Here is a 21,816-nt window from a genome sequence, read left to right on the forward strand (position 1 = left end):
CTGCACCAAAATGGATGGGTTATTGATCAAAAAATCTTTCACTACGTTTCTTTTGCGAAACAGATCGCATTTCCATTATCTTTCGTTTTGTTTTTATTAGCCGTTGAAGCAATATCCAGCGAAATGAACTGAAAGAAAAATAACCATTAACACCTTATGGAGTGGAAAGTGAAACATTTAACCGAGTTTGTGGCTGACCATAAGCAGGATAAAGGATGCGGCATCTTTGCCGTGTGTTCCGCACACCCATTAGTGCTTGAGGCGGCGATACGCCACGCCAGGGAAACACAATCGCTCTTATTAATAGAAGCCACCTCGAATCAGGTGGACCAGTTTGGCGGTTACACTGGCATGACGCCGCTCGACTTCCGCCACTTTGTTGAGCAAATGGCGGATGAGCACCACCTGCCGCGCCATCAGTTGATATTAGGTGGCGACCATTTGGGGCCAAATCGCTGGCAAACCGCCCCTGCCGCAGAAGCCATGGCTCATGCCGAAGAGCTGATCCGTCATTATGTGGCTGCTGGATTTAAAAAAATCCATCTTGATTGCAGCATGTCCTGTGCCGATGACCCAGTGCCATTAACCGATGAAATCGTGGCAGAGCGCGCTGCAAGGCTTGCGCGGATTGCCGAGCAAACCTGCAAGGAGAAATGGGGAAGCTCTGATCTGGTGTATATCATCGGGACAGAGGTTCCGGTTCCCGGCGGTGCGCATGAAACGCTGTCAACGCTGGCGGTCACCTCTCCGCAGGCGGCCAAAGCCACGCTGCAAGCTCACCGCCACGCTTTTGAACAGCAGGGGCTGAACGAAATCTGGCCTCGAATTATCGGGCTCGTGGTGCAACCGGGTGTGGAATTCGATCATGCTCATATTATTGATTACCAGCCTGAAAAATCTCTTGCTCTGAGCCAGACTATCGAAGAATTTGACACCATGGTCTTCGAAGCGCACTCCACCGATTATCAAACCCCCTTCTCCCTACGCCAGCTTGTTCAGCACCACTTCGCGATTTTAAAAGTCGGTCCCGCTCTCACTTTTGCCCTGCGCGAAACCCTGTTTTCACTGGCGGCTATTGAGCATGAACTGCGCCCTTCCCACCAGTGTTCCGGGCTGAGGGATGTCTTAGAAAGCGTGATGCAGGAGCACCCGCAGCACTGGGAACAGCACTATCACGGCAATAACGATCAGCGCCGTCTGGCGCGCGGATACAGCTATTCCGACCGCGTTCGCTACTACTGGCCGGATCATGACATTGACGAGGCTTATTCCCGCCTTGTAACTCATTTAGCTGATGAAGCCATCCCGCTACCGCTAATCAGCCAGTACCTGCCCCTGCAATACACCAGAGTCCGCGAAGGCAGGCTGGCAGCCACGCCACATGAACTGATTATTGACCACATTCAGGATGTACTGCGTCAGTACCATGCCGCTTGCATGAGCACACAGTCATCGCATTAACACAATGATAATAAGGAAGAAAATATGCCAAACATTGTTTTAAGTCGTATTGATGAGCGTCTAATCCACGGCCAGGTGGGAGTGCAATGGGTAGGTTTTGCCGGAGCTAATCTGGTGTTAGTGGCCAATGATGAAGTGGCCGAAGATGAAGTTCAGCAGCATTTAATGGAAATGGTGTTGGCGGAAGGTATCGCCGTGCGTTTTTGGCCGCTGCAAAAGGTTATCGACAATATCCATCGCGCCAACGATCGGCAGAAAATCTTGCTGGTCTGCAAAAATCCGGCTGACTTTTTAACCCTCGCCAACGGCAAAGTGCCAGTGACACGCATCAACGTCGGCAACATGCATTATGCCGAAGGCAAGCAACAGATTGCCAAAACCGTCTCGGTCGACGATCAGGACATTGCGGCTTTTAATGGTCTGAAAAAAGCCGGCGTGGAATGTTTCGTTCAGGGCGTTCCCACCGAGCCTGCGCAGGATCTCTACAAACTCCTTTGAGGTATTTTCTATGGAAATTAGCTTATTACAGGCAACGGCGTTAGGGATCTTGGCCTTTATTGCGGGTCTGGATATGTTCAACGGCCTGACGCACATGCATCGCCCGGTGGTGCTCGGGCCACTGGTTGGCCTGATTATGGGTGACCTTCACGCGGGGATCTTAACCGGCGGTACGCTGGAATTGGTATGGATGGGGCTGGCTCCGCTGGCAGGTGCTCAGCCGCCAAATGTCATTATCGGCACGATTGTCGGCACTGCCTTTGCTATCACCGCCAGAGTGAAGCCTGAAGTGGCGGTCGGCGTGGCGGTTCCCTTCGCCGTGGCGGTACAAATGGGCATTACCTTCTTGTTCTCCATCATGTCCGGCGTGATGGCGCGCTGCGACCGGATGGCGGCCAATGCTGACACCAAAGGAATCGAAAGGGTTAACTATTTAGCGCTACTGGCACTGGGGGGTTTCTATTTTCTCTGCGCTTTTCTGCCAATCTACTTTGGCGCGGATCACGCCAAAGCCGCCATTGATGTCCTACCGGCGCGCCTGATTGACGGCCTAGGCGTGGCGGGCGGCATTATGCCAGCCATCGGTTTTGCCGTGCTGCTGAAAATCATGATGAAGAACGTCTACATCCCCTATTTCATCCTCGGGTTTGTTGCTGCCGCTTGGCTGAAGCTTCCGGTGCTGGCCATTGCCGCTGCTGCTCTGGCGATGGCAATCATCGACTTTATGCGTAAAGACCCCGCCCCCCAGCAGCCTTCCCACTCTAAACAAGAGGAATTTGAAGATGGTATCTAATACTCAAGTTTTGCCAGGGATCAGCACCAGTGAGCAAACCGTGACGGCTGGCAGTGACAATATCTATGAAGATCAGACCATTGGTGCCGAGCTGACGAAGAAAGACATCAACCGCGTGGCGTGGCGATCCATGCTGCTGCAAGCCTCCTTTAACTATGAGCGTATGCAGGCTTCGGGCTGGCTGTATGGCCTGTTGCCCGCCTTGAAAAAAATCCATACCAATAAGAATGATCTGGCGCGGGCGATGAAAGGCCATATGGGATTCTTCAACACCCACCCATTTCTGGTGACATTTGTCATCGGCATCATTCTGGCGATGGAGCGCTCAAAGCAGGATGTGACCAGTATTCAAAGCACCAAGATTGCGGTTGGCGCACCGCTGGGCGGCATCGGCGACGCCATGTTCTGGCTCACTTTACTGCCGATTTGTGGCGGCATTGGGGCCAGTCTGGCGTTTCAGGGTTCGATTCTCGGCGCGGTGGTATTTTTGGTGATGTTTAACGTCGTCCACCTCGGGCTGCGTTTCGGGTTAGCTCACTATGCCTATCGCATGGGCGTGGCCGCCATTCCGGTTATCAAAGCCAACACACTAAAAGTGGGCCGCGCCGCCTCTATCGTGGGCATGACGGTGATTGGTGCGCTGGTGGCGACCTATGTTCGATTAGCCACCACGCTGGAAATCAACGCTGGCGACGCCGTGGTTAAATTACAAACTGACGTTATCGACAAGCTGATGCCGGCGTTTCTGCCACTGGTTTATACCCTGACGATGTACTGGCTGGTGCGCCGTGGCTGGAGCCCGCTGCGCCTTATTGGGCTAACCGTCGTGTTGGGCATCGTCGGCAAATTCGGTCACTTCCTGTAAGCAAGAGGACGCAACATGTTAAGCATTATTCTTACCGGTCACGGCGGGTTCGCCTCCGGGCTTGAGAAAGCCATGAAGCAAATCCTTGGTGAACAGCAACAAATCACGGCGATCGATTTTCCCGAAAGCTCTTCAACCGCCCTGCTGACTTCCCAGTTTGAACAGGCTCTGGCGGAATTGGATGAAACTGAAGGGCTGGTTTTTCTGACGGATTTGCTGGGCGGCACACCTTTTCGCGTGGCCTCGACCTTTGCTATGCAAAAATCAGAACGGGAAGTGATCACCGGCGTGAATCTACAACTTCTGCTGGAAATGGTGCTGGAACGCGAAGGGTTGAGCAGTCAGGAGTTCCGCCTTCAGGCCCTTGAGTGTGGTCACCGTGGACTCACCAGCCTAGTAGATGAACTGGGCCGCCACCGCGAGGCCGTGCCAATAGAGGAAGGAATATGAACCAGCTGCTGCGCGCGCATCGCGTGCTGACCGAGCATGGCTGGCTGCAAGACCACCAGCTGCGCCTCGACGGCAACAAGATTATCGCCATTGAGCCAATCCCGGCAGGTGTGCCAAAGCGCGACGCCGAGCTGCTGTGCCCGGCCTACATAGACATCCATGTCCATGGGGGTGATGGCGTTGACGTCATGGATGACTCCCCCGAGGTACTGGACAAACTGGCCCTATTCAAAGCGCGTCAGGGCGTCGGTGGCTGGTTGCCGACCACCGTCACGGCTCCGCTTGAGGATATTAAGAGCGCGCTGCGGCGCATTGCCCTGCGCTGCCATCAGGGCGGCAAAGGCGCGACGGTGCTGGGAAGCTATCTGGAAGGGCCCTACTTTACGCCGCAGAATAAAGGCGCGCATTCCCCAGAACTGTTTCGCGAACTGAGCATCGCCGAGCTGGATAGCCTGATTGATGTGTCGCAAAACACCCTGCGCGTGGTGGCACTGGCTCCTGAAAAGCCGCAGGCGATCCCGGCGATTCAGCATCTGAAAAAGCAGGGAATCAAAGTGATGCTCGGCCACAGCGCGGCGAGCTATGAAGAGACCGTCCGGGCTTTTGATGCCGGAGCCGATGGGCTGGTGCACTGCTTTAACGGCATGACGGGACTTCATCATCGCAATCCCGGCATGGTTGGCGCGGGCTTAACGGATAAGCGAGCCTGGTTGGAGTTAATCGCCGACGGCCACCACGTGCATCCGGCGGCGATGGCGCTATGCTGCAACTGCGCGGCGCATCGGGTGGTGCTGATCACTGACGCCATGCGCGCTGCGGGCATGCCCGACGGCGAGTATTCGATTTGCGGGCAGCCCGTCACCCTACAGCAAGGTATGGTGCGCACGGCTGGGGGCGGGCTTGCAGGAAGCACCCTTTCGCTGGATGACGCGGTGCGCAATCTGGTCGCTGGCCTCGGCGTGTCGCAGGAGGATGCTATCCATATGGCATCACTGCATCCGGCTAAAATGCTCGGCCTTGAACAGAGTTTAGGTTCACTCTCAGTGGGGAAAATGGCCAACGTTATCGCACTAAATTCGCAGCTTCAGGTGCAAAAAATATGGGTTGATGGTCAGCCTGTCGAGATCTAAAGCTTTCACTGCACATCACTTTGGTTTGTGGCCTGCGCGGTCACAAGCCTTTCTTTTCCTTTCGTAAATCACAGATTCATATTCTCACAAAATCCAAATATTCATATAAATCAGTTAGATAATAAAACCTAATCTATCCTTAGATCACAGTTTTCGTTTTATTTCCTTTCTTTCGTTGATCTTTCATTTTCTTTTGTATAGATTTCATTTATCCACAAAACCGACCAAATGAAACAAAACGAAAGATGCCATGCATGATTTGTATTGGCTCACTGAAAGGTATGACTAAGGACACGTGATGAGCGAAACAGAATTTGCCAGTATTTCAGGTACGGCAACCTGGACCGAAAAAGAGATCCGCCAACAACCGGGGTGCTGGATCAAATCCTTAAAAAATATCGAAAGCCAACGTATTGAAATAGATAATTTTCTTACCCCTCTGCTACAAAAACCTGATTTACAAATCATCCTGACCGGTGCGGGAACCTCGGCGTTTATTGGCGATATTATTGCCCCTTGGCTTTCGCGCCAGACGGATAAAAATTTTGTCGCCGTGCCGACCACCGATCTGGTCACCAACCCTGTGGACTATCTATCCCCTCACCGCCCGACGCTGCTGGTCTCTTTTGCTCGCTCGGGTAACAGCCCGGAAAGCGTCGCCGCGGTGGATTTAGCTAATCAGCTGGTTAGCCAATCCCATCATCTGATCATCACCTGCAATGAAGCAGGTAGCCTGTATCAAAATGCCGTTACGAGTAAAAACGCGCTGGCCCTGCTGATGCCAGCCGAAACCCACGATCGCGGGTTCGCCATGACCAGCAGCATCAGCACCATGATGGCAAGCTGTCTGGCGGTTTTTGCCCCTAAAACCATCAATAGCCAGAGTTTTCAAGATGTCGCGACGCGCTGCGAACAGATCATTGATTCTCAAGGCGACTTTAGCGATGCGCTATTTGGCGACTTGCCCTTCAAACGCGTGGTTTATCTCGGCAGCGGCGGCTTGCAGGGTGTCGCAAGAGAGTCTGCCTTAAAGGTGCTGGAGCTGACCGCGGGCAAACTGGCGGCATTTTATGACTCGCCGACAGGATTCCGTCACGGGCCAAAATCCTTAGTCAATGGTGAAACACTGGTGGTGCTGTTTGTGTCGAGCCACCCTTATACCCGCCAATACGATCTCGATTTGCTAAATGAGCTGCGTCGCGACCAGCAGGCGATGCGCGTAGTGGCCATATCGGCCAGCAGCAGCCCTGAAATCACCGCCGGGCCGCACATCCTATTGCCCGCTTCACGCGACTTTATCGATATCGAACAGGCTTTCTGTTTCCTGATTTACAGCCAAATTTTCGCCCTCAGCGAATCAATCAAAGCGGGCATTACCCCTGACACCCCTTCCGCCAGCGGCACGGTAAATCGCGTTGTGAAAGGCGTTGTTATTCATCCATGGAAAGGCTGAGAGGATCACCTCATGAGCATCATTTCGACAAAATATCTTTTACAAGACGCGCAGGCGCGGCGGTATGCCGTCCCTGCTTTCAATATCCATAATGCAGAGACCATTCAGGCGATCCTCGAAGTCTGCAAAGAGATGCAGTCTCCGGTGATCCTTGCCGGTACGCCGGGCACCTTCAAACATATCGCTTTTGAAGAGATCTACGCCCTGTGTGAAGCCTATTCTGCCAGCTACGGCATGCCGCTGGCTCTGCATCTCGACCACCACGAGTCATTGGAAGACATTAGCCGCAAGGTCCATGCCGGGGTGCGCAGCGCGATGATTGACGGCAGCCACTTCCCCTTTGCCGAAAACGCCCGTCTGGTGCGAAACGTGGTGGATTTTTGCCATCGAAACGACTGTAGCGTTGAGGCTGAGCTAGGCCGACTGGGCGGCGTGGAGGATGATATGAACGTCGACGAAGAGAGTGCTTTTCTCACGGATCCGCAAGAGGCGCGCCGATTTGTCGAGCTAACCGGCATTGATAGCCTTGCCGTCGCCATCGGTACTGCCCACGGTCTATACACCAAACGGCCGAAAATTGATTTCCAGCGGCTGGGAGAGATCCGCGAAACGGTAGATATCCCACTGGTATTGCACGGCGCGAGTGACGTGCCTGACGACTATGTCCGCCGCGCCATTGAACTGGGAGTGTGTAAAGTGAATGTCGCCACAGAGCTGAAAATTGCCTTTGCGGCGGCGGTTAAAAAATGGTTCGGCGACAACCCGGAAGGCAACGACCCGCGCTATTACATGCGCGTCGGCATGGACGCGATGAAAGACGTGGTGCGCAGCAAAGTGACGGTCTGCGGCTCGGCGAATAAGCTCATCCCTGAACCTGTTGCAGCACATTAAGTCTTTCACAAAGGTTACCCTGTCACGTATCGGGTAGCCTTTTCCTTCGCGACACCCATACCTTTTTACTCTGAGATATCAGGACATCCTATGAAAACCCTCATAAAGAGTTCTCTCCTTTTATTGCTGATAAGTAATGGCGCTCTCGCCTCCGAGTACCAGTTAAACAACGATAACTTGGCTTTCTCTTTTGACGACACCCACTCCGCCGTAGTGTTAAAAGATAAGCTTTCGGGCCACCAGTTAGCGCCTATTGAATTGTTTTTCCTGACATTACCAGATGAAAAGGTTATTCACGCTGCCGATTTTAAAATTAAGAGTGTGCAGAAGAAAGATGACGCGATTTTTATCGATTATGAGCATCAAGACTTCAGCGTCAACGTGGTGCTACATAGCCTAAAAGGCAAATACGCCAGCATCGACTACAGCATTCTGGCGAAAGGCCAGCCGCAGAAAGTGGCGAAAATCACCTTCTTCCCGACCAAAGGTCAGGCTCAGGCGCCCTATGTTGATGGCGCCATTAATAGCTCGCCGATCATTGCGGACAGCTTTTTCATTCTGCCGGAAAAACCTATCGTTAATACCTATGCCTATGAAACTACAACTAATTTAAATGTTGAGCTGAAAACGCCGATTGGCACGGATACTCCTGTCACCTTCACCACCTACTTTGGGACTTTTGAAGAAAGCAATCAGCTGCGCCGCAGCTTCAACCAGTTCATTAACGCCGTGCGGGCACGCCCTTATCAGCCCTATCTGCACTACAACAGCTGGATGGATATCGGCTTCTTCACCACCTATACCGAACAAGAGGTCCTGAGTCGCATGGACACCTATGCCGATGAGCTGATTAAAAAGCGCGGCGTGAAGCTGGATGGTTTCTTACTGGATGATGGCTGGGACGATCGCACCGGAAAATGGCTATTCGGCCCGGCGTTCAGCAAAGGGTTTGGCGCGGTGAAGGAGAAAGCCGACAGCCTGCACACCTCGGTCGGGCTGTGGCTCTCGCCTTGGGGTGGCTACAACAAGCCGCGTGATATCCGCGTTTCGCACGCCAAAGAGAACGGTTTTGAAACCGTAGACGGCAAATTCGCCCTCTCCGGCCCGAATTACTTCCGCAATTTCAATCAACAAATCATCAAGCTGATTAAAAACGAGCACATCACGTCCTTCAAGCTAGATGGCATGGGCAACGCCAATTCCTATATTCCAGGCAGCCAGTTTGCATCCGATTTCGATGCTTCTATCGAGTTGATTAAAAATATGCGGCAGGCCAATCCGGACCTGTTTATCAATCTGACCACCGGCACCGACGCCAGCCCGTCGTGGCTGTTCTACGCCGACTCTATTTGGCGTCAGGGCGATGACATTAATGTGTTTGGCAAAGGCTCGCCAGTGCAGCAATGGATGACCTATCGCGATGCCGAGACCTATCGCTCTATCGTGCGCAAAGGCCCGCTGTTCCCAATAAACTCATTGATGTATCACGGCATTGTCAGCGCTGAGCACGCCTATTTTGGGCTGGAGAAAGTGCAGACCGACAGTGACTTTGCCGACCAAGTGTGGAGCTATTTCGCGACGGGAACCCAGCTGCAAGAGCTGTATATCACGCCTTCAATGTTAAACAGCAACAAGTGGGACAGCCTCGCGGCGGCGGCCAAATGGTCGCGCAGTAATAGCGATGTGTTGGTCGATACTCACTGGGTTGGCGGTGACCCTACGGCGTTGGAGGTCTACGGCTGGGCATCATGGAGCAAAAAGAAAGCCATTCTGGGCCTGCGCAATCCGTCGGATAAAGCACAAAGTTACTATCTGGACCTCAGTAAAAGCTTTGAAATCCCGAGCGGCGAGGCCAACCAATTCACCGTTAAAAATGTTTATGGCAGCAACACCAGCCTGCCTGCCGATTACCGCCAGCCTGTTGTCGTGACCTTAAAACCGCTCGAAACCTTGGTTATTGAAGCCACTCCAGCCAGTAAATAGAGCTTACCCTACCCATTGCGGCCTGATATCTCCAGCTGTCAGGCTGCCCTTCATAAACTTAGTCTTTTTGATCTAAAAAAAACATTATCGCGATTATTGTTAATTTATCTGCCATTTCGGCCACCATGATTTTTCAATCATAGGTTAATACTAAGAACTTTATTATTCACTCAAATGATAATTAAACAGAAAGATAACTTTTATATACGAAAACTCTTAAGAAAAACTCGGCGGAAAAATCCTACCTATTTTAAAGACACCTCTTACAACCCAAGAAAAGTCCGAAAGAAAAATCCTAATAAAAAGCCTGAAAAAACGCCATCATAAAATAATTAATGAGGAAAAACCCCTATAAATAATGGAAAAATAGATGCTTCGATAATGAACATTAAAATCAATAAAAACAACGAAATAGAATCAAAACAAGAGCATGAGACTTACTTGCCAAATCACTTGAAAACATTACTCACAATATTAATCAACATTTGAAACCATTGATTAATTCGAAGCATTCAATATTATTAACCAGTAGATTCCCTTTTCTTTAACTCATAGGTAATGAGTGAATCTTGACGTAATTCCTTTAGTGGCCTTGCAGGAAGCAAAGCTCTTCGTTTCTGCTTGTCGCCAAAAAAATCACACCCCGATCACAAGCAGGGAAAATAACCATGTCTAATAGCTTTCAAAATGAAATACCTAAAGCGCGCGTTAATATAAAGCTAGATCTGCATACCGGCGGCGCACAGAAGAAAGTCGAACTGCCATTAAAACTGGTGGTAATGGGCGATTACAGTAACGGGAAAGAGAATCGACCGTTATCCGAACGCGAAAAAATCAATATCAATAAAAACAACTTTAACAGCGTGCTGGCGGAATACGGCCCTTCGCTGAACCTGACCGTGGAAAACACGCTGGCAGCCGATGGTAGTGAAGAGAGCGTTAAGCTGGCCTTTGGCGATATGAAAGATTTCGAGCCAGAACAAGTTGCCCGTCAAATCCCCCAACTGCGCGCCATGCTGGCGATGCGTAATTTATTACGCGACCTCAAATCCAACCTTTTAGACAACGCCACCTTCCGCAAAGAGCTTGAAGCCATCCTTAAGGATGAAACCTTGAGCAATGACTTACGCAACGAACTGGCCGCGCTGGCCCCTAAAGACGCTTAACCCTTCCTGAATCGGATCAACCTGAGATTATGCTTATGTCTGCCAATACAGAAAATACGCAAGAAAGCCGCACTACCGTGCTGGAACGTGCCGACGCAGGAAGTGTTTACGCGTCACTGTTCGACAAAATTAACCTGACGCCAGTGTCTTCACTGGGCGACGTCAACGTCTTCCAAGACAATCAGGCGATGTCTGATGTCACCACCGACGAGCGCGTGACTGCAGCCGTACAGGTCTTCCTGCAGCGCCTGAAGGCCTCTGGGCAGAAAGTTGAGCGTCTTGATAAAACCCTGCTCGACGGCCATATCGCCATGCTCGACGAGCAAATCAGCCGCCAACTGGACGTGGTGATGCACCACCCTGACTTCCAGCGCGTAGAGTCTGGCTGGCGTGGCCTGAAGTTCTTGGTTGACCGCACCGATTTTCGTCAAAACGTTAAAATCGAATTGCTGGATGTCTCGAAAGATGACCTGCGCCAAGACTTCGAAGACTGCCCGGAAATCATCCAAAGCGGCCTGTATCACCACACCTATATTCAAGAATACGATACGCCGGGCGGCGAGCCGATTGGCTCCATCATCTCTAACTACGAGTTTGACGCCAGCGCGCAAGACGTCGCCCTGCTGCGCAATATTTCCAAAGTGTCCGCGTCGGCGCACATGCCATTTGTCGGCTCGGTTGGCCCGAAATTCTTCTTGAAAGAGTCCATGGAAGAGGTCGCGGCAATCAAAGACATTGGTAACTACTTCGATCGCGCCGAATACATCAAGTGGAAATCCTTCCGCGACTCAGATGACTCTCGCTACATCGGCCTGACCATGCCGCGCGTGCTTGGCCGCCTGCCTTATGGCCCGGACACCGTGCCAGTTCGCAGCTTCAACTATGTCGAAGAAGTGAAAGGCCCGGACCACGAGAAATACCTGTGGACCAACGCCTCTTTTGCTTTCGCTGCCAACATGGTGAAGAGCTTCATCAAAAACGGCTGGTGCGTGCAGATCCGTGGCCCGCAGGCCGGCGGTGCTGTGACCGACTTGCCAATCCACTTGTATGACCTGGGCACTGGCAATCAGGTGAAAATCCCGTCAGAAGTGATGATCCCTGAAACCCGCGAATTTGAGTTTGCCAATCTGGGCTTCATCCCGCTGTCTTACTACAAAAACCGCGACTACTCCTGCTTCTTCTCGGCTAACTCCACGCAGAAACCGGCGCTGTATGACACCGCTGACGCCACCGCCAACAGCCGCATCAACTCACGCCTGCCTTACATCTTCCTGCTGTCGCGCATCGCGCATTACCTGAAGTTGATCCAGCGCGAGAACATCGGCACCACCAAAGACCGCCGGCTGTTAGAGCTGGAATTAAACACTTGGGTACGCTCGCTGGTGACTGAAATGACCGATCCGGGCGACGACCTGCAGGCTTCTCACCCACTGCGTGACGCCAAAGTGACCGTCGAAGATATTGAGGATAACCCTGGCTTCTTCCGCGTGAAACTGTACGCCGTGCCGCACTTCCAAGTGGAAGGCATGGACGTCAACTTGTCGTTAGTTTCTCAGATGCCTAAAGCGAAAGCTTGAAGCCCGGAGGCAGGATGAAGATTGAACGTCCGCTATGGACACGCGGAATTCTGGTTTCTCCACAGCAATTTCAACAACAGGCCTCTCTGGAGGCCTGGACTAACGAATGCATTGCGCAAATGGGCGTTTTGCATCCGTGGGGAGTGCTGCATGCCAGTTTCGAGCAAGACGCGCTGGCTCAGGGTCGCCTGAAGGCGGAACGCTTACACCTTCGCTTTCAAGATGGCACCTTAGTGGACACCGACAGTGCCGATTTGCTGCCAGCAACATTAACTCTGGCCGCAAATTTGCCTGCTCAGGCCAACGAAGCGACCGTCTTGCTGGCCGTTCCGCAGACCTATGCCAATGGCGGCAACTGCCTGCAACCTGACGAACTTGCGGAGCGCCCGGTGCGGTATCGCCAAGCCTGGCGGGACGTGCAGAACCAGTTTGGCGACGATAAAAAGCAAATCGCCGTGATGACCCACGAGCTTTCTCTGCGTCTGAGCAGCCAAGAGAACGGTAATTATCAGACCTGCCCTGTCGCCCTTCTGCGCCGTGACCAGCAAGGTCGCTGGACTCAGGACAAGAGCTTTATTCCGCCGTTGCTCAGCCTGCAAGCGAGCCACTGGTGCAGTGAGCAGCTGGAAATATTGATGGTGCAGCTTCGTGCGCGCTTACAACGGCTGATGGGGATGCGTCGCGAAAGCAACGCCCGCATGGCCGACTTCGCCGTGGCCGACGTTTCCCTGTTCTGGCTGCTCAACGCCCTTAACAGTGCTGAACCCGTGCTGGGGAATTTCCAACGCTACCCGCAAGTTCACCCTGAACGTTTATATCAGGAGCTGGCAAGGCTGGCTGGTAGCTTGCTGACATTCTCTTTGGAGCATGACAGCACGGCAATCCCGGTTTATCAGCACGATGATTTGACCGCCGTTTTCCCGCCGCTGTTTGCACTATTGAACATCTTGCTCGAAGCAAGCCTGCCGTCGCGTTTGGTTGCCGTTGAACTGGTCCATGAACCTCGATTCAACCAGTGGCGTGCTGACTTGCATGACCCACGGCTTCGTGAAGACGTGGATTTCTACCTCTCGGTTCGCTCCACGCTTTCGTCTGCCCAATTGCAAACGCAGTTCCCGCAGCTGTGCAAAGTCGGCGCGCCTGATGATGTCGGCAACGTGGTCAACGTGGCACTGAGCGGCATCCCACTGCGAGCTCTGACCCACGTGCCTGCTGCCATTCCACTGCGCCTCGAAAATCAATATTTCTCCCTTGATCTTAACCATCCGGCGGCGAAACAGATGATGGAAGCCGGTGCATGCGTGTTCTATGTGCCAGGCACCTTAGGTGAGATCCAGCTTGAACTCTTTGCGGTGTTACGCGCATGAATCAATCCATAACAGTATCTACTCAACCCATGGATATCGATGCCCTGCTGGCCGATACCTGGCTGCAACTCATTAGCCTGCGGCAGGGAATGACCTGCGGCGAAGGCGAAGGTCGTATTTTTTGGCAGCGCTGCGTGGATGATATTAAGCATGTTCAGCAGGCGCTGAAGGCGGCCAACATCAGCGAGCAAAGCTGTCAGCACGTCATGTATGCCCAATGCGCGGTTCTCGATGAGACGGTAAAAGGGCGCAACATCCACGACGATATCTATTTCGTATGGTGTGACTCTCCGCTTCAGGCGCATTTTTTCAAAACTCTGGATGCCGGGAGCCAGCTTTACGAGCGAGTCCGACAGGTGCTGCGTGAGCCAGCAGCAGATTTAACCGTTTTAATCTGTTTCCATCGCGTGCTGATGCTCGGCTTTAAAGGAGGATTAGGTCCAGAGGGAGGCGCCGAACGCCAACAGCTGGTCGATCAACTCTCTGCGCGAGTCCCCGCTTTTAACTCCGCGCCAGCCAATCCGGTGCTGGCTGTCGCTCCGTCACGCCATCGTGTTGGCGTGTGGCTGCGCTATTGGCCGTTACGCCTTGGTTTAGCCGCGCTGTTGGTGGCTATCCTCTGGTTGGGTCTTGACCACTGGCTGTCTGGGCTGCTGCCGACCTTGTTACCGGGGTCAGTGCAATGAGTCAGATGTGGCAACGCGGTTTGTGGTTATGGGCTGGGATCTTAGCCGGGATTTTATGCCTGGTCTTTCTGCCCTTATCGCCAAAAGTTCGCTGGATAAGCTTTGCCGTGGTCGCGCTGATCTGTCTTTGCGGCTTATATCTGAGCGGGCGTAAATCCGAACGTGCAAACGACATCATAAACCTTGACGGCCTGCCGCCGGAGAACTATCGCCTGCCGGTAGTACTGGTGTGCGGTGACGCGCTGCCTGCGCTGTTTGGCGCTGATGCTATCCACCAGTCGGCGCAGGGCTGCTGGCTACGCGTCAATGATGTCACTGGCCTGCGTCAGTTCACTCAGCAGCTGTTAGTGCAGCGGCCTGAGTGGGCGCGCCAGCTGAGCGTAATGTTCTCCGTCAACCCGCAGCAACAGGCGGATGAACAAGCACTTTCCACGCATCTGTTTGAACTTCGCTGGCAACTGGTACAGCTGCGCAGGGACAGCCACTGGCCGGTACCGCTGGTTCTCTACAGCACGGTGGCGAACAGCATGGTTAAATCGCCGGTTTGGCTGTCACAACAGCAGTCGCAGCCCTTTGCGGTCTGGCCTGTGGTCACTATGCCGGAAACACTCGGCGACTGGCAGCTTACGCCAGAAGGCGAGGAACAGTCCGTTCGCTTCAAGCAGGCCGTGATGTTCTTTAAGCACAACCAGTGGCTAAAAGAGCAGGTTTTACCGGCCTTCATTCAACGCAATGACGACGTGATTGGCGTTCAACCACAGCAAATTATTTTGCATCACGTCGCCAATTTACCAGAGCTGGTGGCAGATTCGCTTTGGCTGCGCTGGCTATCCTCCCTGACCGCGCTGAACGCGGTTGCGGGCTGGCAGCCGGACTCAGAAGCTGCAAAAACTGGCCTACAATTCCCGGACTTTCTCTTTTCCACCCTACCCTTGGGCTATGGCAAATCTGCCTGTCAGCGCGTGCTGCGCCATGGTTTCACCCTCCTCGTGGTGGCAATCGCGGTGGCGCTGTGCTGTAGCGCGTGGCACAACCGGCAATTGCTGCATCGCGTGGCTTTCGACATCCGCCATTACGAAAGCATTGATATGCATGACTACGCGCCGAAGGCTAAAGCCGTGACGGTTCTGCGTGACGATGCCGCCCAGCTTGATGACTGGTTCCGCAACGGCGAGCCGCTTCGCCTCGGGTTAGGGCTGTACCAAGGCGAGCGCCTGCGCCTGCCTCTGTTCACCGCCATCAAAAACTATCTGCCGCCACCGCCGCCTGCCGTGGTCACAGCCCCTAAAACAGTGCGTCTGGACGCCCTTTCACTGTTCGATACCGGCAAATATCAGCTCAAAGCTAACAGCACGAAACTGCTGGTGAATGCGCTGATTGGTATTAAAGCCAAGCCCGGCTGGCTCATCGTGGTGGCAGGACATACCGATATCACCGGCGACGCACGCGCCAACCAAATCTTGTCACTTAAACGCGCTGAAGCCCTGCGTGACTGGATGCTCTCCACCAGCGATGTCTCGCCAACCTGCTTTGCAGTTCAGGGTTACGGCGCGACCCGCCCGATTGCAACAAACGACACGGCAGAAGGCCGAGCAGCCAATCGCCGTGTCGAAATTAGTCTGGTGCCTCAGGCAAATGCGTGTCAGGCAACAGCATCTCAATCCGCCTCAGGATCTGAAGCGGCTACAACACCAAGCAAGGAGAACTAAATCATGGCAATTCCCGTTTACTTATGGCTGAAAGACGACGGCGGCGCGGACATTAAAGGTGCCGTTGATGTAAAAGATCGCGAAGGCAGCATCGAAGTCGTGGCTCAGGAGCATAACGTTTACATCCCTACCGACAACAACACCGGCAAACTGACGGGGACCCGCATTCATACCCCGTTCTTGTTCACCAAGGAAATCGACTCCTCCAGCCCGTATCTCTACAAAGCGGTCACCACCGGTCAGACCCTCAAATCTGCCGAGTTCAAATGGTATCGCATCAACGATGCAGGTCAGGAAGTGGAGTACTTCAACACCAAGCTTGAGAACGTCAAGCTGGTTAAAGTCGCGCCAAAAATGCACGACATCAAAGACGCCTCTTTCGAGAAACACAACCACCTCGAAGAGATTGAGCTGCGTTACGAAAAAATCACTTGGACTTACAAAGACGGCAACATCATTCATTCCGATTCTTGGAATGAACGTACCACCGCCTAGTTACCCGTCATTCTTCGCGCCGCTGGTGCGTTGGCTGCGTTTCCTCGCCCCGGTCACATAGTTATCTATGCCCCCGGGGGCTTGCGAACTTGCCGCCTTCCCGCGACACGAATTATTTAGGGTAACGCCCCAAGCAGGCGGTTCGCCGTCTGCTGTTTGTAGTTTCCAAAACTGCTTATTGAGAGTCATTGGCAGTTTCGCAAACAACAAACAATTCGAACATCGACCTAATGGGCCTGGGTTCCTGCAAAGGAAGGCTATGGGCGGTAGCGTACCCAAAACACAAGGAATTTCAGCATGGAACATCAGTCAGCCACCCTCCTTCGTCGCCTCAATCCTTTCTGCGCGCAGGCGCTGGAAGCCGCCGCTACGCTGTGCCAGACCCGCGCCCACGCTGAGATAACGCTTGAGCACTGGCTACTCAAATTACTGGAATTGGGCGAAGGCGACATTACCGTGCTGGCCCGCCGCTATGAGTGGGACATGGACAGCCTGTGGCAGAGCCTGCTGGCGCACCTCGACGCCCTGCCGCGCTCGGTACATGCTCGCCCGGTGTTATCGGGCTCACTGATCGAGCTGATGCAGAGCGCATGGTTGAATGCCTCCCTGCAAGATGGCGATGATCGCATTCGCAGTATTCACCTGCTTGAAGCCCTCAACGCACATCCTCATTTGCTGCGTTGCGACGGTGCTTGGCCACTATTTAGCCTGAGCACGGCGCATATTGCTCGCCTCAAGCCGTTGCTGAACGTTCAGTCCGACGAGCGCCCTGAGCTGCAACAGCAGGCCAGCCTTGCTACCCCAGCTACGTCGCTGAATGAGCCATCCACGCAGCCCAACACTAATCCACTTACCGGTCAGTCATTGAGTGAAGCACTACAGGCTGCGCTGGATAAATTCACGCTGGACGTAACGGCTAAAGCCAAAGCTGGACAGATTGACCCGATCTTTGGACGTGATACCGAAATCCGCCAGATGGTCGACATCCTCTCGCGCCGCCGTAAAAACAACCCGATTCTGGTGGGCGAGCCCGGCGTCGGAAAAACGGCCTTAGTCGAAGGCCTCGCGTTACGCATCAGTGAAGGCAACGTGCCGGACAGCCTGAAAACGGTCAGTCTGCGCACCCTAGATCTCGGCCTACTTCAGGCCGGTGCCGGCGTGAAAGGCGAGTTCGAGCAGCGTTTGAAGAACGTCATCGAAGCCGTTCAGCAGTCGCCGACACCCGTGTTGCTGTTTATCGATGAAGCGCACACCATCATCGGCGCAGGCAATCAGGCCGGAGGCGCCGACGCCGCCAACCTGCTCAAACCGGCGCTGGCCCGTGGTGAGCTGCGCACCATCGCGGCCACCACGTGGAGCGAATACAAGCAGTACTTTGAACGGGACGCTGCGCTGGAACGTCGCTTCCAGATGGTAAAAGTTGACGAGCCGGATGACGAGATGGCCTGTCTGATGCTGCGCGGCCTAAAATCGCGCTACGCCCAGCACCACGGCGTGCATATTACGGATGACGCGGTCAAAGCTGCCGTCAGCCTGTCGCGCCGCTACATCACCGGCCGCCAATTGCCGGATAAAGCCGTGGACCTGCTTGATACCGCCTCTGCCCGCGTGCGTATGAGCCTCGATACCCTGCCAGAAGACCTGACCCGCCTGAAAGCACAAATCAGCGCGCTGGAGATGGAAGAACAGGCGCTGCTGGAAGATATTGCGCTGGGAACCCATACCCACGGTGACCGTCTGGAGAAAATGGGTCAGCAGGACGCTGAACTGGCCGCGCAACTCGCCGTATTTGAAACTCAGTATTACGCTGAAAAAGTGCTAACCCAGCAACTGCTGGACGCTCGCCAAGATATCAGCCGTCAGGAAGAGACGGTTACGCTGCATAAGCAACTGAGTCATTTGCAGGGAAACTGCCCTTTGCTAAGCCTTGACGTGGACGTACGCACCGTCGCCACGGTCATTGCTGACTGGACCGGCGTGCCGCTGAGCAGCCTGCTAAAAGACGAACAGGCCGACCTGCTGCAGTTGGAAAACCATCTCGCCACGCGCGTGGTCGGTCAAGATGTCGCACTGGTGGATATGGCCCAGCGCCTGCGCGCCGCCAAAACAGGCCTGACATCTGAAAACGGCCCGCTCGGCGTCTTTCTGCTGGTAGGCCCAAGCGGCGTAGGTAAAACCGAGACCGCGCTGGTGTTGGCTGACACTCTATTTGGCGGTGAAAAGTCACTGATCACCATCAACATGTCCGAGTATCAGGAGGCCCACACCGTTTCCCAGCTCAAAGGGTCACCTCCGGGCTACGTGGGCTACGGCCAGGGCGGTATTTTGACCGAGGCCGTGCGCAAACGCCCGTACAGCGTGGTGCTGCTCGACGAGGTGGAAAAGGCCCATCGCGACGTGATTAACCTGTTCTATCAGGTCTTTGATCGCGGCTTTATGCGCGACGGCGAAGGCCGCGAGATTGATTTTCGCAACAGCGTTATCTTAATGACCGCCAACCTCGGCAGTGACCACCTGATGCAACTGCTGGATGAACAGCCGCAAGCCACCCATGGCGAGTTGCACGAGCTGCTGCGCCCTATCCTGCGCGACCACTTCCAGCCTGCACTTTTGGCCCGTTTCCAAACGCTGATTTATCGCCCGCTGGATGCCCAAGCGTTAAGAAAAATCGTCGAGATGAAACTGGCTCAGGTGGCAAAACGCCTTAACAGACATTACGGCCTTGAATGCATCATCCAAGAGAGTCTTTACGACCAGTTGGTCGCCGCCTGTCTACTGCCAGACACCGGCGCGCGCAACATCGACAGCTTGCTCAACCAACAAATTCTGCCAGTGCTGAGTCAACAGCTTCTCAGCCGGATGAGCGATCAACAGCGCACAACCTTGCTGACGCTGGGCTGGGATAATGATGAAGGGATTTTGTTGGAGTTTGAAGGGGAACAGAGATGAGTACTGCGTCTAAGTCATTCTTTTTCGACCACAGCCACCACAAGCTCGCCGTGCGCGACTGCGACACGCCGATTGACGTGGAAGGTTTTGTCGGCAACGAGAGCCTGAGCCTGCCGTTCAGCTATGACATCACTTTTGCCAGCAGCGACCGGAACATTGACCCAACCACCCTGCTGCTGAAGGACGCCTCGCTGACCCTGCAAGCGCCAGTGGAGGAAGCCTTTGGCGTACCCTTGCCGCTGCGGGTAATTCAGGGCGTGGTCACCGGCTTTAAGCGTCTCTCCAGCTCGCGCGACGAGAGCCGCTATGCCCTCTGCCTGCAGCCGAGGCTGGCCCTGCTGTCACGCAGCCACCAGAACCGCATTTATCAGGATATCTCCGTGCCCGGCATCGTCGAGAAAATCCTGCGCGAGCGCCACGCCATGCGCGGGCAGGACTTCGTCTTCACGCTGGTAAAAGAGTATCCGCGCCGCGAACAGGTGATGCAGTATGGCGAAGACGACCTGACCTTTATCTCCCGCCTGCTGGCCGAGGTGGGTATCTGGTTCCGCTTCACCGCCGACCCCAAGCTCAACATCGACGTGGTGGAGTTTTATGACGACCAGCGCCACTACGCGACCGGCCCGACCCTGCACGCCGTGCCGCCGTCCGGCATGCACGACGTCGGCGTTGAGTCGGCGTGGGACTTAGCCAGCGCCTATCAGGTGGTGGAAAAATCCGTCAGCACCGGGGATTACAACTACCGCACCGCCAACGCTGACCTGACCTCATCGGCGGACGTCACCCGCGGCGATAACACCACCTACGGCGAGGCTTACCACTACGCCGACAATTATCTGGCGGCGGGCAGTGAAGGCCGTGACCCCGAGCCGGAGAGCGGCGCGTTCTACGCCCGCCTGCGCCACGAGCGCTACCTTAACCAGCAGGCGCGGTTCTCCGGCGTCGCCAACGCCGCTGCCCTGACGCCGGGTCAGGAGCTAAAGGTCATCGGTAATAATATCCCGACCCCGTTCGCCAAAGGCGTGATAGTGACTAACACCCGCAGCAGCGCCGCGCGGGATAAAAATTTTCAGGTGGCGTTTGAGGCCATTCCTTACTCGGAAGATTACTGCTTCCGCCCGACGCCGGTTAGCAAGCCGGTGATGGCCGGCACCCTGCCCGCCCGCGTCACCAGCACCACGACCAACGACACCTACGGGCATATCGACAAGGACGGGCGGTATCGCGTCAACATGCTGTTCGACCGCGACGGCTGGGAGCAAGGTTACGAGAGCCTGTGGGTCCGCCAGGCGCGGCCTTACGCCGGTGACACCTACGGCATGCACCTGCCGCTGTTGGCGGGCACCGAGGTGGCTATCGCCTTTGAACATGGCAACCCCGACCGCCCCTATATCGCGCACGTGCTGCACGACTCGGCGCACGGCGACCACGTCACCATTCGCAACTACCGCCGCAACGTGCTGCGCACGCCGTCCAATAACAAGCTGCGCCTCGACGACGAGCGCGGCAAGGAGCACATCAAGCTCAGCACCGAGTACGGCGGCAAAAGCCAGCTCAACCTCGGCCATCTGGTCGACGCCGACAAGCAGCCGCGCGGCGAAGGCTTTGAGCTGCGCACCGACAGCTTCGGCGCCATCAGAGCCGAGAAAGGCATCTTCATCAGCGCCGACGGGCAGGCAAAGGCGCAGGGGAAGGTACTGGAGATGCAGCCAGCGATGGATTTGCTGAACAGTGCGCACGAGCAGATGAACTCAATTTCGTCTGATGCTCAGGCCTCAACGGCCAACCCTTCTGACCTGCAGGCTCAAATCAACCTCTTGCAGCAAAACCTTAAAGAGTTAAAACAAGCCGTTCTTTTGCTAAGTGCGCCAAAAGGCATTGCCCTGAGCAGCGGCGAGCACCTGCAAATCAGCGCAAGCGATAATCTGATTGCCACTGCGGGTAAGAATGCCGACGTCAGCGCCGCCAAGAACTTCTTTCTCGGCGTAGGCAACACTCTGAGTATCTTTGTCAGAAAACTGGGAATGAAATTAATTGCCAATCAGGGACCTATTACCGTTCAGGCGCAGAATGACCTAATCGAACTGCTGGCCCGTAAGGCAATCACTATCACCAGCACCGAGGATGAAATTAAGATCACGGCGAAGAAAAGGATAACGCTGAATGCTGGCGGGAGTTATATCCGCATTGATGAAAATAGTATCGAGTCAGGAACGGCTGGGGAGTATTTGACTAAGGCTGGGCATTATGGGCGGTTGGAGAAGGCAAATATCCCAGAAGATTTCCCGAGTGTTGCTCCGGAAACTACAGAACCTGCCAGTCATTTCACTTTTTCCTGACAAG

The 21,816-nt window shown here is 54.3% G+C and carries 17 protein-coding genes; all 17 read left to right on the forward strand.

All coding sequences use genetic code 11. From position 1 onward, the window contains the following. Window positions 1–168: 168 nt before the first annotated feature. Window positions 169–1,461 carry a tagatose-bisphosphate aldolase subunit KbaZ gene (kbaZ, locus tag GEAM_RS09290; protein WP_034790900.1) on the forward strand — a complete coding sequence of 431 codons (1,293 nt, stop codon included), beginning with the start codon at window positions 169–171 and terminating at the stop codon, window positions 1,459–1,461. Between the two features lie 24 nt (window positions 1,462–1,485). After that, on the forward strand, window positions 1,486–1,959 hold the full coding sequence (agaV, locus tag GEAM_RS09295; protein WP_034790838.1) for a PTS N-acetylgalactosamine transporter subunit IIB: 474 nt from the start codon (window positions 1,486–1,488) through the stop codon (window positions 1,957–1,959). A gap of 10 nt (window positions 1,960–1,969) precedes the next feature. Beyond that, a complete protein-coding gene (agaW, locus tag GEAM_RS09300) occupies window positions 1,970–2,752 on the forward strand; it encodes a PTS N-acetylgalactosamine transporter subunit IIC (protein WP_034790841.1) in 783 nt (260 codons plus the stop codon). Further along, complete coding sequence (agaE, locus tag GEAM_RS09305; protein ID WP_034790843.1) at window positions 2,742–3,617, forward strand: PTS N-acetylgalactosamine transporter subunit IID; 876 nt, start codon at window positions 2,742–2,744, stop codon at window positions 3,615–3,617. Before agaW ends, agaE begins: the two co-directional genes overlap by 11 nt. A 15-nt stretch (window positions 3,618–3,632) precedes the next feature. Then, the gene (gene agaF, locus GEAM_RS09310; RefSeq protein ID WP_034790845.1) at window positions 3,633–4,067 is read left to right on the forward strand and encodes a PTS galactosamine/N-acetylgalactosamine transporter subunit IIA; all 435 of its coding nucleotides are present in this window, start codon (window positions 3,633–3,635) and stop codon (window positions 4,065–4,067) included. Then, on the forward strand, window positions 4,064–5,197 hold the full coding sequence (gene nagA / locus GEAM_RS09315) for an N-acetylglucosamine-6-phosphate deacetylase (protein ID WP_034790846.1): 1,134 nt from the start codon (window positions 4,064–4,066) through the stop codon (window positions 5,195–5,197). The genes agaF and nagA overlap by 4 nt, the downstream gene beginning before the upstream one ends. 298 nt (window positions 5,198–5,495) lie before the next feature. Further along, complete coding sequence (locus tag GEAM_RS09320) at window positions 5,496–6,650, forward strand: SIS domain-containing protein (RefSeq protein WP_034790847.1); 1,155 nt, start codon at window positions 5,496–5,498, stop codon at window positions 6,648–6,650. Window positions 6,651–6,662: 12 nt separating this feature from the next. After that, window positions 6,663–7,541 carry a tagatose-bisphosphate aldolase subunit KbaY gene (gene kbaY / locus GEAM_RS09325; RefSeq protein ID WP_034790848.1) on the forward strand — a complete coding sequence of 293 codons (879 nt, stop codon included), beginning with the start codon at window positions 6,663–6,665 and terminating at the stop codon, window positions 7,539–7,541. Between the two features lie 90 nt (window positions 7,542–7,631). Then, window positions 7,632–9,524 carry an alpha-amylase family protein gene (locus GEAM_RS09330; protein WP_034790849.1) on the forward strand — a complete coding sequence of 631 codons (1,893 nt, stop codon included), beginning with the start codon at window positions 7,632–7,634 and terminating at the stop codon, window positions 9,522–9,524. Window positions 9,525–10,192: 668 nt separating this feature from the next. Continuing rightward, entirely contained in the window at window positions 10,193–10,690 is a 498-nt protein-coding gene (tssB, locus tag GEAM_RS09335; protein ID WP_034790850.1) for a type VI secretion system contractile sheath small subunit, read from the forward strand. A 29-nt stretch (window positions 10,691–10,719) separates the two neighbouring features. Continuing rightward, on the forward strand, window positions 10,720–12,267 hold the full coding sequence (gene tssC, locus GEAM_RS09340; RefSeq protein WP_034790851.1) for a type VI secretion system contractile sheath large subunit: 1,548 nt from the start codon (window positions 10,720–10,722) through the stop codon (window positions 12,265–12,267). 14 nt (window positions 12,268–12,281) lie between these two features. Beyond that, a complete protein-coding gene (tssK, locus tag GEAM_RS09345; RefSeq protein ID WP_034790854.1) occupies window positions 12,282–13,634 on the forward strand; it encodes a type VI secretion system baseplate subunit TssK in 1,353 nt (450 codons plus the stop codon). After that, window positions 13,631–14,320 (forward strand): type VI secretion system protein TssL, short form, encoded by a 690-nt coding sequence (gene tssL / locus GEAM_RS09350; RefSeq protein WP_034790856.1) that lies wholly within the window; start codon window positions 13,631–13,633, stop codon window positions 14,318–14,320. Before tssK ends, tssL begins: the two co-directional genes overlap by 4 nt. Further along, window positions 14,317–16,029, forward strand: a complete 1,713-nt coding sequence (locus GEAM_RS09355; RefSeq protein WP_034790857.1) for an OmpA family protein — start codon at window positions 14,317–14,319, stop codon at window positions 16,027–16,029. Before tssL ends, GEAM_RS09355 begins: the two co-directional genes overlap by 4 nt. Before the next feature lie 3 nt (window positions 16,030–16,032). Continuing rightward, window positions 16,033–16,524: an Hcp family type VI secretion system effector gene (locus GEAM_RS09360; RefSeq protein ID WP_034790858.1), complete on the forward strand. Its 492-nt coding sequence runs from the start codon at window positions 16,033–16,035 to the stop codon at window positions 16,522–16,524. Window positions 16,525–16,821: 297 nt separating this feature from the next. Further along, on the forward strand, window positions 16,822–19,473 hold the full coding sequence (tssH, locus tag GEAM_RS09370) for a type VI secretion system ATPase TssH (protein WP_034790862.1): 2,652 nt from the start codon (window positions 16,822–16,824) through the stop codon (window positions 19,471–19,473). Further along, the gene (locus tag GEAM_RS09375) at window positions 19,470–21,812 is read left to right on the forward strand and encodes a type VI secretion system Vgr family protein (protein WP_034790865.1); all 2,343 of its coding nucleotides are present in this window, start codon (window positions 19,470–19,472) and stop codon (window positions 21,810–21,812) included. Before tssH ends, GEAM_RS09375 begins: the two co-directional genes overlap by 4 nt. Window positions 21,813–21,816 lie beyond the last annotated feature (4 nt).

The organism is Ewingella americana ATCC 33852 (genome assembly GCF_000735345.1).
In the GTDB taxonomy this organism is placed as follows: Bacteria; Pseudomonadota; Gammaproteobacteria; order Enterobacterales; family Enterobacteriaceae; genus Ewingella; species Ewingella americana.